We start from the raw sequence: 16,446 nt of genomic DNA on the forward strand, positions 1-16,446 counted from the left end.
ACCCTCAGCCCACAGGGAGAGGGAACAAACATAAAAAACGGCAACCGAGGTCGCCGTTTTGCTTTTATTTTGCAATACGCTTGTACTTAATACGCTTCGGCTCCAGCGCGTCTGCGCCCAGCGTGCGTTTCTTGTACTCTTCGTATTCGGTGAAGTTACCTTCAAAGAACTCCACTTTACCTTCATCCTGGTAATCCAGAATGTGGGTCGCAATACGGTCAAGGAACCAACGGTCGTGCGAGATAACCATGGCACAACCCGGGAACTCCAGCAGGGCGTTTTCCAGCGCGCGCAGGGTTTCGATGTCGAGGTCGTTGGTTGGTTCATCGAGCAGCAGAACGTTGCCGCCAACCTGCAACAGTTTTGCCAGATGCAGACGACCACGCTCACCACCGGACAGCTCACCTACGCGTTTACCCTGGTCGGTGCCTTTGAAGTTAAAGCGGCCAACATAGGCGCGGCTTGGCATCTCGGTGTTACCGATACGCATGATATCCAGACCGCCGGACACTTCTTCCCACACGGTTTTGCTGTTATCCATCGCGTCACGGAACTGGTCAACAGAGGCCAGCTTCACGGTATCACCCAGGGTGATAGAACCGCTGTCTGGCTGTTCCTGACCCGACATCATGCGGAACAGGGTGGATTTACCCGCGCCGTTCGGACCGATAATGCCCACGATAGCGCCTTTCGGTACGGAGAAGGTCAGGTCATCAATCAGCAGGCGGTCGCCGTAAGACTTACGCAGGTTGCTGACTTCAACCACTTTATCCCCCAGACGTGCTCCAGGCGGAATAAACAGTTCGTTGGTTTCGTTACGTTTCTGGTATTCGGTGTTGTTCAGCTCTTCGAAGCGTGCCAGACGGGCTTTGCCCTTAGACTGACGGCCTTTTGCGCCCTGACGGACCCATTCCAGCTCTTTCTCGATAGACTTGCGACGCGCCGCTTCAGCCGAAGCTTCCTGCGCCAGACGCTGATCTTTCTGCTCCAGCCAGGAAGAGTAGTTACCTTCCCACGGAATACCTTCACCGCGGTCCAGCTCCAGGATCCAGCCTGCCACGTTGTCGAGGAAGTAACGGTCGTGGGTAATCGCCACAACGGTGCCTTCGAAGTCGTGCAGGAAGCGTTCCAGCCATGCCACGGATTCTGCATCCAGGTGGTTGGTAGGTTCGTCGAGCAGCAGCATGTCTGGTTTTTCCAGCAGCAGGCGGCACAGCGCCACGCGGCGGCGTTCACCACCGGACAGGTTCGCGATTTTCGCATCCCAGTCTGGCAGACGCAGTGCATCCGCGGCACGTTCCAGCTGCACGTTCAGGTTGTGGCCGTCGTGTGCCTGGATAATCTCTTCAAACTTACCTTGCTGTGCGGCCAGCTTATCGAAATCTGCATCCGGTTCAGCGTATTTAGCGTACACCTCGTCCAGACCTTTCAGTGCGTTAACCACTTCGGATACCGCTTCTTCAACGGATTCACGGACAGTGTGTTCCGTGTTCAGCTGAGGTTCCTGCGGCAGGTAGCCGATTTTGATGCCAGGCTGCGGACGGGCTTCACCTTCGATGTCTGTATCGATGCCGGCCATGATGCGCAGCAGGGTGGACTTACCGGCACCGTTGAGACCCAGAACACCGATTTTTGCGCCCGGGAAGAAGCTCAGCGAGATATTTTTAAGAATATGACGTTTCGGCGGGACAACTTTGCCGACACGATGCATGGTATAAACGAATTGAGCCACGTTGGACTTCGCCTCTTTTATCGTAATGAAAATAGGTTTCAGCTGCGAAGTGTAGCCTTTTTCCCGGTCTAATCACAGCCAGGAACGTCAGGAGTGTTAAAACGCGCAAGAAAGGTAAAAAAGTGTCCATGACGTGGCGCGTTGCCGGATGCCTGGTTAGCATAAGTTGATTAGACTTTGACGTGGCAAGACGCTGCAATTGACGAAAAAACAATGAGGAAGAGCTTGTGGAAAAAGCCAAACAGGTGGTCTGGCGTCTGCTGGCTGCCAGCGTATGCGTGATGGCGGTAAGCCAGGCGGTACATGCCGATTCACTGGATGAACAACGTAACCGCTACGCGCAAATCAAGCAGGCGTGGGACAACAAGCAGATGGATACTGTGCAGGCCCTGATGCCAACACTCAAAGATTATCCGCTGTATCCGTATCTGGAGTATCGCCAGATTACGGACGATCTCATGAATCAACCGACGGTTGCCGTGAATAACTTTATTCAGGCGAACCCAACATTGCCGCCGGCGCGCACCTTACAGTCTCGTTTTGTGAACGAACTCGCGCGCCGTGAAGACTGGCGTGGGTTGTTAGCGTTCAGCCCGGAAAAACCGAATACCACAGAAGCGCAGTGTAACTTCTACTACGCAAAATGGGCCACAGGGCAGCAGGATGAAGCCTGGGCAGGGGCAAAAGATCTGTGGCTGACCGGGAAAAACCAGCCTAATGCCTGTGATTCCCTCTTTGGCGCCTGGCGCGCATCCGGCAAACAAGATCCGCTGGCCTATCTTGAACGTATTCGTCTGGCGATGAAGGCCGGTAACACGCGTCTGGTCACGACGCTTGCCGGGCAAATGCCGTCGGACTACCAGACCATCTCTTCTGCGGTTATCGGTCTTGCGAACAATCCTAATTCGGTAATGACCTTTGCCCGTACCACCGGTGCTACCAATTTTACCCGCGAGATGGCGGAAGAGGCCTTTACCAGCGTGGCGCGTGACGATGTGGAAAACGCGCGGCTGATGATCCCACAGCTGGTGCAGGCGCAGCAGCTTAATGAAGAGCAAACCCAGGCGCTGCGCGATATCGTGGCGTGGCGATTGATGGGGACGGATGTCACTGACGATCAGGCGCGTTGGCGTGATGACGCGGTGATGCGCTCGAACTCAACCTCGCTGGTGGAGCGCCGCGTGCGGATGGCGTTGGGTAGCGGCGACCGCCGCGGGCTAAATACCTGGCTTGCCCGTCTGCCAATGGATGCAAAAGAGAAAGATGAATGGCGCTACTGGCAAGCTGACCTGCTGCTGGAGCGTGGGCGTGATGATGAAGCAAAAGAGATCCTCCACTCTCTGATGCAGCAGCGCGGCTTCTACCCGATGGCTGCGGCACAGCGTCTGGGTGAAGAGTACACCTTCCGTATCGACAAAGCGCCGGGTAATCCCAGTGCGACGCTGATTCAGGGGCCAGAAATGGCACGCGTACGTGAGCTGATGTACTGGAATATGGATAACACCGCGCGCAGCGAGTGGGCGAACCTGGTCACCAGCCGCACGACGGACGAAAAAGCGCAACTGGCCCGCTATGCCTTTGATAATCACTGGTGGGATCTGAGCGTGCAGGCGACGATCGCCGGTAAACTGTGGGATCATCTCGAAGAGCGTTTCCCGCTGGCTTATAAAGATCTGTTCGATCGCTATACCAGCGGCAAAGATATCCCGCAAAGCTACGCCATGGCGATTGCACGTCAGGAGAGCGCCTGGAACCCGAAAGTGCGCTCCCCGGTTGGGGCAAGTGGGCTAATGCAAATTATGCCGGGCACGGCCGCGCACACCGTGAAGATGTTCAATATTCCAGGTTACAGCAATCCTGCACAACTGCTTGACCCGGATACCAACATCAATATCGGTACCAGCTATTTGCAGTATGTTTATCAGCAGTTTGGTAACAACCGTATCTTCTCTTCAGCGGCGTATAACGCCGGGCCTGGGCGTGTGCGTACCTGGCTTGGTAACAGCGCTGGTCGTATTGATGCCGTGGCGTTTGTCGAGAGTATTCCGTTCTCTGAAACCCGCGGATATGTGAAGAACGTCCTGGCTTATGATGCCTACTATCGTTACTTCATGGGACAGAAAGATACCTTGATGAGCGACGCTGAGTGGCAGAGACGTTACTGATCGGCATGGGTTGTGTTATGCTGTACTCGTTAATGAGTACAACAGGCGGCATAACATGACCCAGCATTCCCCTTATTCATCGGCGATGGCCGAACAACGCAACCAGGAGTGGCTTCGTTTTGTGGAGTTGCTCCGGCAGTCTTATGTAGAGGATCTGCACTTACCGTTGTTACAGCTGATGCTGACGCCCGACGAGCGTGAAGCTCTGGGCACGCGCGTACGCATTATCGAAGAGTTACTGCGGGGCGAAATGAGCCAGCGCGAACTGAAAAACGAGCTGGGCGCAGGTATCGCGACGATCACTCGCGGCTCAAACAGCCTGAAGTCTGCGCCGGTTGAACTGCGTCAGTGGCTTGAAGCAGTATTGTTGAAAAACGCCGGATGATGGCTTCGCCATCCGGCCTACAAATTCAACGATATATCGCGTTATGAAACGGGCTTAACGCCAGGATCACTGCCTGATGGTACACGCTTGAACGCGTCAGGGTGCCAGCGGTAAAGACGCCAATTGCCCCTTCCTTACGACCAATCTCATCGATGCCGGTGTACTGTGACATCACCGGCCCGAGCGCTTCACCCGCGCGCACTTTATCCAGAATAATGGCCGGTAATGGCAGTGTGGCCGAGCGCGCTTCGCCACTCAATTCCCGGTTTTCGATAACAACCCAGCTGAATGTTGCGCCTTCGTCGATGCCCGCTTCAATCGCGACCCAAAAGTCTGCCTCAGGGCAAGCTGTCTTTGCATTGGCAACACGATTTCGTGCGCCAGCGCGCGTTTCCTCGCTTCCAAACGGTTGTTCAGGTACACCACTCTCGACGGATACGGCGTCAATATGGCAGGATCCTTCGCCGAAGATCTCTTCAAATGCCCTTAGAATTGCCTGAATTTTGGCAGGATTAGTGGTAGCAGAGACAACATGGTGCATAATTAAGCTCGATTCAAAAAAACTCATCGCAGTATAACGGAAAAAAAGCATGTTACAGGTATACCTTGTTCGCCACGGTGAAACGCAGTGGAACGCCGAGCGACGTATTCAAGGCCAGTCAGACAGTCCTCTCACCGAAAAGGGTGTGCAACAGGCGTGGCAGGTAGCGGAACGCGCCAAAACGCTGGGCATTACTCACGTTATCGCAAGCGACTTAGGTCGCACGCAACAGACCGCGCGTATTATCGCTGATGCCTGCGGCTGCGACGTTGCCCTCGAGCCGCGCCTGCGTGAGCTGAATATGGGCGTGCTGGAAAAGCGCCATATCGATTCTCTGACTGAAAAAGAGGAAGGCTGGCGTCGTACGCTTGTTAACGGTACTGAAGATGGTCGAATTCCTGATGGTGAATCGATGCAGGAGCTGAGCGTGCGTATTCATGCCGCGCTGGCTGAGTGTCTGAAGCTCCCTGCCGGAAGCCGTCCGTTGCTGGTAAGCCACGGTATCGCGCTGGGCTGCCTGGTGAGTACGATTCTGGGCTTGCCTGCTTACGCAGAGCGCCGTTTGCGCCTGCGTAACTGCTCTATTTCCCGTATCGATTATCAGGAAAGTCAGTGGCTGGCGTCTGGCTGGATTGTGGAGATGGCAGGGGATATTTCGCATCTCGATGCCCCTGCGCTGGATGAATTACAGCGTTAGTGCCTGATAGGGATTAAGAATTCCATCCGCAGATTGATTGGGCGTTCTTCCGGTTTCACATCACTTGCCGGGTAGTAACGCTCAATGTCCTGACCTTTACGACGATTCAGATTCAGCATTGGCATACAGGTGCCGTAAACGGTCAGGATAAATTCCTGAACGCCCGTCCCCAGACCTTCATACGTGAACATAACGTACTCGCCACCTTCCAGCACCACGGGTTTAGAGCCCTGGATGTAGCCATTGGCCATATCCGGCGTTAACGCTGTGGTGTAGAACACTTCCTGCTCGTCGTCTTTTTCCAGGCTTGGATGCGTTTCGTTCAGGCCATACAGCAGTGGAGGAATGGCGGGCGCATGGCTCAGGAAATCGCGCCAGAACTGTACGCGCATCTGGTGACGGAACTCGGAAATCTGCTCCAGCGAACAGGAGTAGCTTTGTGTCGTCCCAATCAGATGGGTTTCAGGTAGCGTAATGATTTCATATTTAGGCATGGCGAACTCGCCCAGACGCAGCGGCGGACGCATACCAAAAGAGCTCCAGTCAGGCGAGCGGCGATAGAGCGCTGGCGTTAACGAGAACTGCTTTTTAAAGGCGCGGGTGAAGGTTTGCTGTGAATCAAAGCGATATTGCAGTGCAATATCCAGAATCGGCCGCGCGGTAAGACGCAGTGCGACAGCAGACTTTGACAGACGACGTGCGCGAATATAAGCACCGATAGCATGACCGGTGACATCCTTGAACATCCTTTGCAGATGCCACTTGGAATAGCCTGCTTTTGCCGCCACATTATCCAGTGACAAAGGCTGGTCGAGATGACCTTCCAGCCAGGTAAGCAGATCGCGAATAATTCCAGCCTGATCCATATACTATCCTCATCCTTAAAACAGCAGGTGCCTGATAACAGGTTAGCGGATAATAGCATTTTTTGATGTTTTAGCATTCAGTGTTTTTTTTGCTCATTAATGCTTTTTGCCGCACATTATGGGCGAATATATTCTAATCCTGTGATCTTGCTGCATTTTTATCTAACCTGTTGAATAATCGCTCAGCGTAATTTTAAAGAATGGTAACAATATGAAATACAAGACATTGATCTTAACCGCCGCCTTGCTGATGGTGGGCCGTGTGGCCCAGGCAGAACAGATTGGTTCTGTCGATACGGTGTTCAAAATGTTCGGTCCTGACCACAAAATCGTGGTTGAAGCCTTCGATGATCCTGACGTGAAAAACGTCACCTGCTATATCAGTCGGGCGAAAACGGGCGGTATCAAAGGTGGCCTGGGGCTGGCTGAAGATACTTCTGATGCGGCTATTTCGTGTCAGCAGGTTGGCCCGGTCGAGCTGAGTGATAAAATCAAAAATGGCAAAGCGCAGGGGGATGTGGTGTTCCAGAAACGCACGTCTCTGGTGTTCAAAAAGCTGCAAGTCGTGCGTTTTTATGATGCCAAACGCAACACGCTGGCGTACCTGGCGTACTCCGACAAAGTGGTGGAAGGGTCGCCGAAAAATGCGCTGAGCGCAGTGCCGATTATGCCGTGGCACTAATTCAGGGATGAATCATGCAACAACCTGTGGTCTGGCTGGTTGAAGACGAAATCAGCATCGCCGATACGCTTATCTACATGCTCCAGCAGGAAGGATTTGCGGTGAAAGCGTTTGAGCGCGGTTTACCGGTGCTGGAAGAGGCGCGGCGGCAGGTTCCCGCGCTGGCTATTCTGGACGTCGGTCTGACGGATATCAGCGGCTTTGAACTGTGTCGCCAGCTACTGGCGCTGCATCCGTCGCTGCCGGTGCTGTTTCTGACGGCACGCAGTGATGAAGTGGACAAACTGCTCGGCCTGGAAATGGGCGCGGATGACTACGTTGCTAAACCGTTCTCGCCGCGTGAAGTCTGCGCCCGGGTAAGGACTATCCTGCGACGGATGCAAAAATCCGCCGTGCCCTCTGAAATCGTCCGAATCGGGCAGTTCGAGCTGAACGAGCCTGCGGCCCAAATCACCTGGTGCGGAGAGCCTTTGCTGCTGACCCGCTATGAATTCCTGCTGCTCAAAACGCTGTTGCAGGCACCGGGACGCGTGTTTTCGCGCCAACAGCTCATGGATAAAGTCTGGGGTGATGACGGCGACAGTTTTGATCGTACCGTAGACACCCACATCAAAACCCTGCGTGCCAAGCTGCGGGCGGTGAATGACGCGCTTTCGCCCATCAGCACCCATCGCGGAATGGGCTACAGTCTGGGGCTTTATTGATGCGTATTGGAATGCGACTGCTGCTTGGGTATTTCCTGATCGTCGCCATCGCCGCATGGTTCGTGCTGTCGATCTTCGTCCAGGAAGTGAAGCCCGGCGTGCGCAGGGCAACGGAAGGCACGCTGATCGATACCGCGACGCTGCTGGCCGAAGTTGGGCGGGATGATTTGCTCTCGGGTGATGCGCAGCAGGGAAAACTGGCGCAGGCGTTTTCACAGCTGCATCAGCGGCCTTTTCGGGCCAACATTGGCGGCATTCACAAAGTCCGCAACGAATATCATGTCTACATGACCGACGCGCAGGGCAGGGTGGTGTTTGATTCCGCCGGTCTGGCCGTAGGGCAAGATTATTCCCGCTGGAACGACGTCTGGCTGACACTTCGTGGCGAATACGGAGCGCGCAGTACCCAGAGTCACCCAGACGACTCGGAGAGTACGGTGATGTACGTTGCCGCACCGGTCAGGGATCAGGGTAAAATTATCGGCGTGCTCTCGGTCGGGAAACCGAATATGGCAATGGCTCCCGTGATCCACCGTAGTGAACGGCGGATACTGTGGGCGGGTGGTGCGCTGCTCGGCATTGCGTTGCTGATTGGTCTGGCGGTGGCATGGTGGATTAACCGTTCGATCGGCACCTTGTCACGCTATGCTGACTCGGTGACCACCGATGCGCCGCTGCCGTTACCCAATCCGGGCAGCAGTGAACTGCGCAAGCTGGCGCAGGCGCTGGAAAATATGCGCATTCGTCTGGAGGGGAAAAACTACATTGAACGCTATGTCCATGCGCTTACTCACGAGCTGAAAAGCCCGATTGCCGCCATTCGTGGGGCGGCAGAAATTCTCGCAGAGCAACCGCCGCCACAGGTGGCCGCGCGGTTTATTGACAATATCCTGGTGCAAAACGCGCGTATGCAGTCGCTGGTTGAAAAGCTGCTCACGCAGGCGCGGCTTGAAAACCGGGTGGAGATTGTGCCGGTGAGTGTCAGTGTTGATACGCTGTTTATACGCCTGGCTGACACGCGCACTGCACTGCTGGCGGCGAAAAATATTACGCTTATCTGTGACAACACTTCCCTCAGTGTCGCGGGCGAACCGGATTTGCTCGAACAGGCGCTGGGCAATTTACTGGATAACGCTATCGATTTTACACCGCCGGGTGGCGTCATTAGTCTTATTGCGCGCGAAGCACAAAAGCAGGTGCAGCTCATCGTGACCGATAGCGGGAACGGGATCCCGGACTATGCGCTGGCGCGCGTTTTTGAACGCTTCTATTCACTGCCGCGTGACAACGGGCTGAAGAGTAGCGGGCTGGGGCTGGCATTTGTTCAGGAGGTGGCTCGTCTGCATCAGGGAGAGATAACGTTGCACAATCGGGAAGAGGGAGGCGCTATCGCAACGCTGACACTTCACCCTCACTTCACATAGCTTCAAACTGGCCCCACATAACCTCGTTACGCTCTCTTCATCACAAAGGAGACGTAATGATGAAATCCCCCCTGTTCTGGAAAGTAAGCACCCTGCTGGGGTGCATCCTGCTGCTGTTAGTTCCGCTGTTTATGGTCAGCAACCTGATTTCGGAGCGCGAGAGCTACCGCAATGACGTTGAAAATACCCTTCGCCAAAGCACCAGCGGACCACAAAAACTGGTTGGCCCGCTGATTGCCATTCCGGTAACGGAGGTTTTTTACAAGATAGAAGATGAGAAGCGGGTTGAATACAAGAAAAGTTATCAGCATTTCATTTTGCCGGAGTCCCTGCTTGTTGAAGGCAATCAGCACGTTGAGTCCCGGAGCATTGGCATTTATGACGGGCAGATCTGGAATACGGATCTGAAAATCAAAGCGCAATTCTCAACAGAAAAAATGGCGCAGCTGAAAGGGGAAACCATGACCCTCGGACAGCCATTTATCGTGGTCGGGGTTGGCGATTCTCGCGGAATTGGTACGGTGAGTGTGTCAAAAATTAACGGTGAGACGCTGAACGTCGAGCCGGGTTCGGGCGCTTACGGGGCACTTTCCGGTATCCATATACCACTGACGGATAAAGCGCTGGAAGCGAAAACCTTTACGCTGGAGATGTCGCTGAATCTGGCAGGCACCGGCAGTTTTGCCGTGGTACCGGTAGGTCGTAACAGTGAATTGACGCTCAACAGCAACTGGCCGCATCCGGGATTTATGGGTGATTACCTGCCAGTTAAGCACAAGATTAGCGAAACGGGTTTCCAGGCGAACTGGCAGAGCAGCTGGTTTGCAAACAATATGGAGAGCTGGTTTAGCGGACAACCGTCACCAGAATGGCGCGACATTCCGGCCTTCAGCGTCACGGTTGCCACGCCTGCGGATCAATACCAATTGACCGACCGCGCCGTGAAGTACGCTATTTTACTGATTGTGCTGACGTTTATGGCCTTCTTTGTCTTCGAAACCTTAACCGGACTGCGTCTGCATCCGATGCAGTACCTGCTGGTGGGGCTCTCACTGGTGCTGTTCTATCTGGTGCTGCTTGCGTTGTCTGAGCATGTTGGGTTTGCCCCCGCATGGATTATTGCAAGCCTGGTTGGCGCGGCGATGAACGGGATGTATTTGCAGGCGGTACTGAAAAGCTGGCAGAGAAGTGGCATGTTTGTCCTGGCATTGCTGGGGCTGGATATGGTGATGTGGTTCCTGCTGCGTTCAGAGGACAGCGCGCTGCTGCTGGGGTCTGCGGTTCTGGCGCTCGCGCTGTTTGCAGTGATGTACCTGACGCGCCACTTCGACTGGTACTCGCTCTCTCAGCCTAAGCGTCCAAAGTCGCCCGTAGAGCCGGATGATGAAGAAATGCGAATCTGGAAATAAAAAAAACGGCGCGTTAAGCGCCGTTTTTTAATGCGTTATGTACAGGATCACTCCTGCAAGTCACCACAGAAGCGATAGCCTTCGCCATGGATGGTGGCGATGATTTCCGGTGTATCTGGCGTTGATTCGAAGTGTTTACGAATACGACGGATAGTCACATCGACGGTACGGTCATGAGGCTTCAGCTCGCGACCAGTCATTTTCTTCAGCAGCTCAGCACGGGACTGGATCTTGCCTGGGTTTTCGCAGAAGTGCAGCATGGCGCGGAATTCACTGCGCGGCAGCTTGTACTGCTCACCGTTCGGGCTAATCAGTGAACGGCTGTTGATATCGAGTTCCCAGCCATTAAATTTGTAGCTGTCTACGCTACGACGCTCTTCACTGACCGTACCCAGGTTCATGGTGCGGGACAGCAGGTTGCGTGCACGAATGGTTAACTCGCGAGGATTAAACGGCTTGGTGATATAGTCATCCGCACCGATTTCCAGGCCAAGAATTTTATCAACTTCGTTGTCACGGCCTGTCAGGAACATCAACGCAACGTTCGCCTGTTCACGCAGTTCGCGCGCCAGAAGAAGGCCGTTTTTGCCCGGCAGGTTGATATCCATAATGACCAGATTGATATCATTTTCAGAAAGGATCTGATGCATCTCTGCGCCATCGGTCGCTTCAAAGACATCGTAGCCTTCTGCTTCGAAAATGCTCTTTAACGTGTTGCGTGTTACCAACTCGTCTTCAACGATAAGAATGTGCGGGGTCTGCATGTTTGCTACCTAAATTGCCAACTAAATCGAAACAGGAAGTACAAAAGTCCCTGACCTGCCTGATGCATGTCGCAAATTAACATGACCGGCCTAACGTGACTAAAGTACGTAATTGCGTTCTTGATGCACTTTCCATCAACGTCAACAACATCATTAGCTTGGTCGTGGGTACTTTCCCTTTGGACCCGACAGTGTCAAAAACGGCTGTCATCCTAACCATTTTAACAGCAACATAACAGGCTAAGTGACACCGGACACCCAATAAAACTACGCTTCGTTGACATATATCAAGTTCAATTGTAGCACGTTAACAGTTTGATGAAATCATCGTATCTGAATGCTAGCCTTTGTCACAATTTTTCAATAAACCAACTAGTTGCGGACATTGATTGATAAACAACACGAATCCAATCATTAAAGGGTATTCACACGGCCATTATCATTACAAAACATAAGGATAAGAGGGTTCTGTTAACATTCTAACTGATTGTTCAGTCACAAAATAGTTTAGCGATTTTAATTTGTTAAGAAACGCTATTTCGGTGATTTGTGTTGCAAATTTGTAAATTCGTGCTGCGTAATATGTTGAAGTGCATCACATTTTTACCCGCTAACTGATTAAAAAGAGAGCATAAATGCATCTTTCGATTGTGCTGGTAGCTCCAGCAAGAGCAGAAAATATAGGCGCTGCGGCGCGTGCCATGAAGACCATGGGTTTTACCGATTTGCGTATCGTGGACAGCACGACGCACCTGGAGCCCGCAACGCGCTGGGTCGCACATGGTTCAGGCGATATCATCGATAATATAACGACTTACGACACGCTGGCGGATGCGCTGCACGACATTTCCTTTACCGTTGCGACCACCGCGCGCAGCCGGGCGAAGTTCCATTACTACGCGACACCTGCCGAACTGGTGCCATTACTGGCTGAAAAAAGCGAATGGCTGACGAAAGCGGCGCTGGTATTTGGTCGTGAAGATTCGGGATTAACCAACGAAGAGCTGGAGCTGGCCGATGTCCTGACCGGCGTTCCTATGGTTGCCGATTATCCATCGTTGAATTTAGGGCAGGCGGTGATGGTCTACTGCTATCAATTAGCATCCTTAATGCAAACCACTCCTGCTCAGATAACGGGCACAGATGAAAATCAGCTGGTGGCGTTACGCGCCCGTTTGCAGAATTTGTTAACGGCGCTGGACGTGGCTGACGATCAAAAAATGGCTGACTGGTTGCATCAGCGCCTGGGGCGTCTTGAGCAGCGAGACACGGCAATGTTGCACCGATTACTGCACGACATTGAAAAAAAATTGACCGAGTAAAATACTGCCATAAGTTTTCAATATGGCGAAATTGACTAATATCATGGGTTGTGTTTGGGTGATTCGGATGAAAATAAATCTGCAAGCAGCGGGAGATGAGAGTGTCCCGAATTGTGATCAAATTAAAAATTCATTGACTTAAGGTGCCCGATCCTTTAACCCTAAAAGAATACAGCACAGACAGATAATAATTACAGAGTACACAACATCCATGAAACGCATCAGCATCACTACTATTACCACAACCATCATCATTACCACAGGTAACGATGCGGGCTGACGCGTACAGGAAAAACAGAAAAAAGCCCGCACCTAAACAGTGCGGGCTTTTTTTTCGGCTAAAGATCATGAGGTAATTCCATGCGAGTGTTGAAGTTCGGCGGTACATCAGTGGCAAATGCAGAACGTTTTCTGCGTGTTGCCGATATCCTGGAAAGCAACGCCAGGCAGGGGCAGGTAGCAACCGTGCTCTCTGCCCCGGCGAAAATCACGAATCACCTGGTGGCGATGATTGAAAAAACCATCGGTGGCCAGGATGCACTCCCGAACATAAGTGACGCAGAGCGGATCTTCGCCGAGCTGCTTCAGGGGCTGGCAGATGCTCAGCCTGGCTTCCCGCTCGCGCAGCTGAAAGCCTTTGTCGAACATGAATTTGCCCAGATCAAACACGTCCTGCACGGTATCAGCCTGCTGGGTCAGTGCCCGGATGGCATCAATGCGGCGTTGATCTGCCGCGGTGAGAAGCTCTCCATCGCCATCATGGCGGGCCTGCTGGAAGCGCGTGGTCATAACGTCACCGTTATCGACCCGGTCGAAAAACTGCTGGCAGTAGGTCATTACCTCGAATCGACTGTTGATATTGCCGAATCTACCCGCCGTATTGCCGCGAGCAAAATTCCGTCTGACCACATGATCCTGATGGCCGGCTTTACCGCCGGGAACGAGAAGGGCGAGCTGGTGGTTCTGGGGCGTAACGGCTCGGACTACTCTGCTGCCGTGCTGGCAGCCTGTTTACGCGCCGACTGTTGCGAAATCTGGACTGACGTCGACGGCGTGTATACCTGCGACCCGCGCCAGGTCCCTGATGCCAGGTTGTTGAAATCGATGTCGTATCAGGAAGCCATGGAGCTGTCTTACTTCGGCGCTAAAGTGCTTCACCCACGTACCATCTCTCCGATTGCCCAGTTCCAGATCCCTTGCCTGATTAAAAATACCGGTAATCCGCAAGCGCCAGGCACACTGATTGGCGCCAGCACTGATGAAGACGGCCTGCCGGTGAAAGGCATTTCTAATCTGAATAACATGGCGATGTTTAGCGTGTCTGGCCCGGGCATGAAAGGCATGGTTGGCATGGCGGCCCGTGTGTTCGCGGCAATGTCCCGCAATGGCATTTCCGTTGTGCTGATCACCCAATCATCTTCCGAGTACAGCATCAGCTTCTGCGTACCTCAGGGCGACTGCCTGCGCGCTCGTCGTGCGCTGGAAGACGAATTCTATCTGGAGCTGAAAGAAGAGTTGCTGGAGCCGCTGTCCATTCAGGAGCGTCTGGCGATCATCTCCGTGGTGGGTGACGGGATGCGCACCCTGCGCGGTATTTCTGCCAAATTCTTTGCGGCGCTGGCGCGCGCCAATATCAACATCGTGGCGATTGCCCAGGGCTCGTCCGAGCGTTCCATCTCCGTGGTGGTTGATAATGATGACGCCACCACCGGCGTTCGCGTTGTCCACCAGATGTTGTTCAACACCGACCAGGTGATTGAGCTGTTCCTGATTGGCGTGGGCGGTGTCGGCGGCGCGCTGCTGGAGCAGGTAAAGCGCCAGCAGGCATGGCTAAAGAAGAAGCATATTGATTTGCGCGTGTGCGGTATCGCGAACTCGAAAGCGCTGCTGACCAACGTCCACGGCCTGAATCTGGAAAACTGGCAGGGGGAGCTGAGTGATGCGAAAGAGCCTTTCAACCTGGGGCGGCTTATCCGTCTGGTGAAAGAGTATCACCTGTTAAACCCGGTGATTGTTGACTGTACCTCTAACCAGGCCGTAGCGGATCAATACGCTGACTTCCTGCGAGAAGGGTTCCACGTGGTAACGCCGAACAAAAAGGCCAACACCTCGTCAATGAATTATTACCATCAGCTGCGTCTGGCGGCGAGCAAATCACGCCGTAAGTTCCTTTACGACACCAACGTTGGCGCAGGGCTGCCGGTTATCGAGAACCTGCAAAACTTGCTGAACGCCGGTGATGAACTGCAACGTTTCTCTGGCATTCTTTCTGGCTCGTTGTCGTTTATCTTCGGTAAGCTGGATGAAGGGATGAGCTTGTCGGAAGCGACGCGTGCGGCACGTGAGTTGGGCTACACCGAGCCGGATCCACGCGATGATCTTTCCGGGATGGACGTGGCGCGTAAGCTGCTGATCCTGGCGCGTGAAACCGGACGCGAGCTGGAGCTTTCGGATATCGTGATTGAACCGGTGTTGCCGGCAGAGTTTGATGACAGCGGCGATGTCAGCACCTTTATGGCCCGTCTGCCGCAGCTTGACGATGCATTTGCTGCACGTGTTGCGAAAGCCCGTGATGAAGGTAAGGTATTGCGCTATGTTGGCAACATTGAGGATGACGGCGTTTGCCGTGTGAAGATTGCTGAAGTGGATGGCAACGATCCGCTGTTCAAAGTCAAAAACGGCGAGAACGCCCTGGCGTTTTACAGCCACTATTATCAGCCATTACCGTTGGTGCTTCGCGGTTATGGCGCGGGGAACGATGTCACAGCTGCGGGTGTATTTGCCGACCTGCTTCGTACCCTGTCATGGAAGTTAGGAGTTTAACATGGTGAAAGTTTATGCCCCGGCTTCCAGCGCCAATATGAGCGTCGGATTTGATGTGCTGGGTGCGGCGGTAACGCCGGTTGATGGCTCGCTGCTGGGCGATACGGTGACGGTTGAAACGGCTGGCAGTTTTAGCCTGAATAACGTGGGCCGTTTTGCCAGCAAGCTTCCGGCCGACCCGCGCGAAAACATCGTTTATCAGTGCTGGGAAAGATTCTGTCAGGAGATCGGCAAAAACGTGCCGGTCGCCATGACGCTGGAAAAAAGTATGCCGATTGGCTCCGGGCTGGGCTCGAGCGCGTGCTCGGTGGTGGCAGCGCTGGTGGCCATGAATGAACACTGCGGCAAGCCGCTGAACAATAATCGCCTGCTGGGGTTAATGGGCGAGCTGGAAGGGCGTATTTCCGGCAGCATCCATTATGATAACGTTGCGCCGTGTTTCCTTGGTGGAATGCAGCTGATGATTGAAGAAAATGGCATCATCAGTCAGCAGGTGCCAGGGTTTGATGAATGGCTGTGGGTACTGGCTTATCCGGGGATTAAAGTCTCGACCGCAGAAGCACGCGCGATCCTGCCGGCACAGTATCGTCGTCAGGACTGTATCGCTCACGGGCGTCATCTGGCGGGCTTTATTCATGCCTGCTACACCCGTCAGCCACAGCTTGCGGCAAAATTGATGAAAGATGTGATCGCCGAACCGTATCGCACCAAACTGCTGCCTGGCTTTAACGAAGCGCGCCAGGCATCGCTGGATATCGGCGCGCAGGCGTGCGGTATTTCCGGCTCTGGCCCGACGCTGTTCGCATTATGCGATAACCCAGACACCGCGCAGCGCGTGGCGGACTGGCTCTCTAAACACTACCTGCAAAATCAGGAAGGCTTTGTTCATATTTGCCGTCTGGACACGGCTGGCGCACGAGTACTGGGATAAA

General features: G+C 53.7%; 16 protein-coding genes and 1 other annotated feature. Of the genes, 12 read left to right on the top strand and 4 right to left on the bottom strand.

Going from position 1 to position 16,446, the window contains the following annotated elements:
- Positions 1 to 64 precede the first annotated feature (64 nt).
- Positions 65 to 1,732: an energy-dependent translational throttle protein EttA gene (gene ettA, locus ACS603_RS08375; protein ID WP_014068814.1), complete on the bottom strand. Its 1,668-nt coding sequence runs from the start codon at positions 1,730 to 1,732 to the stop codon at positions 65 to 67.
- Positions 1,733 to 1,959: 227 nt separating this feature from the next.
- Here ettA and sltY point away from each other — a divergent pair, with 227 nt between their 5' ends.
- Positions 1,960 to 3,897 carry a murein transglycosylase gene (gene sltY, locus ACS603_RS08380; protein WP_474944092.1) on the top strand — a complete coding sequence of 646 codons (1,938 nt, stop codon included), beginning with the start codon at positions 1,960 to 1,962 and terminating at the stop codon, positions 3,895 to 3,897.
- 55 nt (positions 3,898 to 3,952) lie between these two features.
- Positions 3,953 to 4,282, top strand: coding sequence for a trp operon repressor (gene trpR, locus ACS603_RS08385; protein WP_182059507.1), 330 nt, complete (start codon positions 3,953 to 3,955; stop codon positions 4,280 to 4,282).
- 25 nt (positions 4,283 to 4,307) lie between these two features.
- On the opposite strand, the gene yjjX is transcribed toward trpR, so the two are convergent.
- On the bottom strand, positions 4,308 to 4,823 hold the full coding sequence (gene yjjX, locus ACS603_RS08390; RefSeq protein WP_474944093.1) for an inosine/xanthosine triphosphatase: 516 nt from the start codon (positions 4,821 to 4,823) through the stop codon (positions 4,308 to 4,310).
- 49 nt (positions 4,824 to 4,872) lie between these two features.
- On the opposite strand from yjjX, the gene gpmB reads away from it, so the two are divergent.
- Positions 4,873 to 5,520, top strand: coding sequence for a 2,3-diphosphoglycerate-dependent phosphoglycerate mutase GpmB (gene gpmB, locus ACS603_RS08395; protein ID WP_182059509.1), 648 nt, complete (start codon positions 4,873 to 4,875; stop codon positions 5,518 to 5,520).
- Here the strand turns inward: gpmB and robA are convergent.
- Positions 5,517 to 6,386 (bottom strand): MDR efflux pump AcrAB transcriptional activator RobA, encoded by an 870-nt coding sequence (robA, locus tag ACS603_RS08400; protein WP_182059510.1) that lies wholly within the window; start codon positions 6,384 to 6,386, stop codon positions 5,517 to 5,519. The genes gpmB and robA overlap by 4 nt on opposite strands.
- Positions 6,387 to 6,597: 211 nt before the next feature.
- Between robA and creA the strand changes: the two genes are divergently transcribed.
- The 4 genes from creA to creD are packed head-to-tail and all read left to right on the top strand — an operon-like array spanning position 6,598 to position 10,605.
- Positions 6,598 to 7,068: a protein CreA gene (creA, locus tag ACS603_RS08405; RefSeq protein ID WP_014068820.1), complete on the top strand. Its 471-nt coding sequence runs from the start codon at positions 6,598 to 6,600 to the stop codon at positions 7,066 to 7,068.
- 14 nt (positions 7,069 to 7,082) lie between these two features.
- A complete protein-coding gene (creB, locus tag ACS603_RS08410; RefSeq protein ID WP_474944094.1) occupies positions 7,083 to 7,772 on the top strand; it encodes a two-component system response regulator CreB in 690 nt (229 codons plus the stop codon).
- Positions 7,772 to 9,196, top strand: coding sequence for a two-component system sensor histidine kinase CreC (gene creC / locus ACS603_RS08415; RefSeq protein WP_474944095.1), 1,425 nt, complete (start codon positions 7,772 to 7,774; stop codon positions 9,194 to 9,196). Before creB ends, creC begins: the two co-directional genes overlap by 1 nt.
- 56 nt (positions 9,197 to 9,252) lie before the next feature.
- Positions 9,253 to 10,605 (top strand): cell envelope integrity protein CreD, encoded by a 1,353-nt coding sequence (gene creD, locus ACS603_RS08420; RefSeq protein WP_474944096.1) that lies wholly within the window; start codon positions 9,253 to 9,255, stop codon positions 10,603 to 10,605.
- Positions 10,606 to 10,652: 47 nt separating this feature from the next.
- Here the strand turns inward: creD and arcA are convergent, their stop codons facing one another.
- Entirely contained in the window at positions 10,653 to 11,369 is a 717-nt protein-coding gene (gene arcA / locus ACS603_RS08425; protein ID WP_003856501.1) for a two-component system response regulator ArcA, read from the bottom strand.
- Between the two features lie 95 nt (positions 11,370 to 11,464).
- Here arcA and yjjY point away from each other — a divergent pair, with 95 nt between their 5' ends.
- From yjjY to thrB, 5 genes are all read left to right on the top strand, one after another.
- A complete protein-coding gene (gene yjjY, locus ACS603_RS08430; RefSeq protein ID WP_001541509.1) occupies positions 11,465 to 11,605 on the top strand; it encodes a YjjY family protein in 141 nt (46 codons plus the stop codon).
- 399 nt (positions 11,606 to 12,004) lie between these two features.
- Complete coding sequence (locus ACS603_RS08435) at positions 12,005 to 12,691, top strand: tRNA/rRNA methyltransferase (RefSeq protein WP_315687858.1); 687 nt, start codon at positions 12,005 to 12,007, stop codon at positions 12,689 to 12,691.
- A gap of 211 nt (positions 12,692 to 12,902) precedes the next feature.
- Positions 12,903 to 12,971, top strand: coding sequence for a thr operon leader peptide (thrL, locus tag ACS603_RS08440; RefSeq protein WP_015572623.1), 69 nt, complete (start codon positions 12,903 to 12,905; stop codon positions 12,969 to 12,971).
- Positions 12,910 to 13,027 (top strand) — a sequence feature (Thr leader region). Its footprint overlaps the gene before it by 62 nt.
- Positions 13,028 to 13,051: 24 nt before the next feature.
- A complete protein-coding gene (gene thrA, locus ACS603_RS08445; RefSeq protein ID WP_182059515.1) occupies positions 13,052 to 15,514 on the top strand; it encodes a bifunctional aspartate kinase/homoserine dehydrogenase I in 2,463 nt (820 codons plus the stop codon).
- A gap of 1 nt (position 15,515) precedes the next feature.
- Positions 15,516 to 16,445 carry a homoserine kinase gene (gene thrB, locus ACS603_RS08450; protein ID WP_474944097.1) on the top strand — a complete coding sequence of 310 codons (930 nt, stop codon included), beginning with the start codon at positions 15,516 to 15,518 and terminating at the stop codon, positions 16,443 to 16,445.
- Position 16,446 lies beyond the last annotated feature (1 nt).

This window comes from Enterobacter sp. Li2LvB3 (assembly GCF_056156645.1).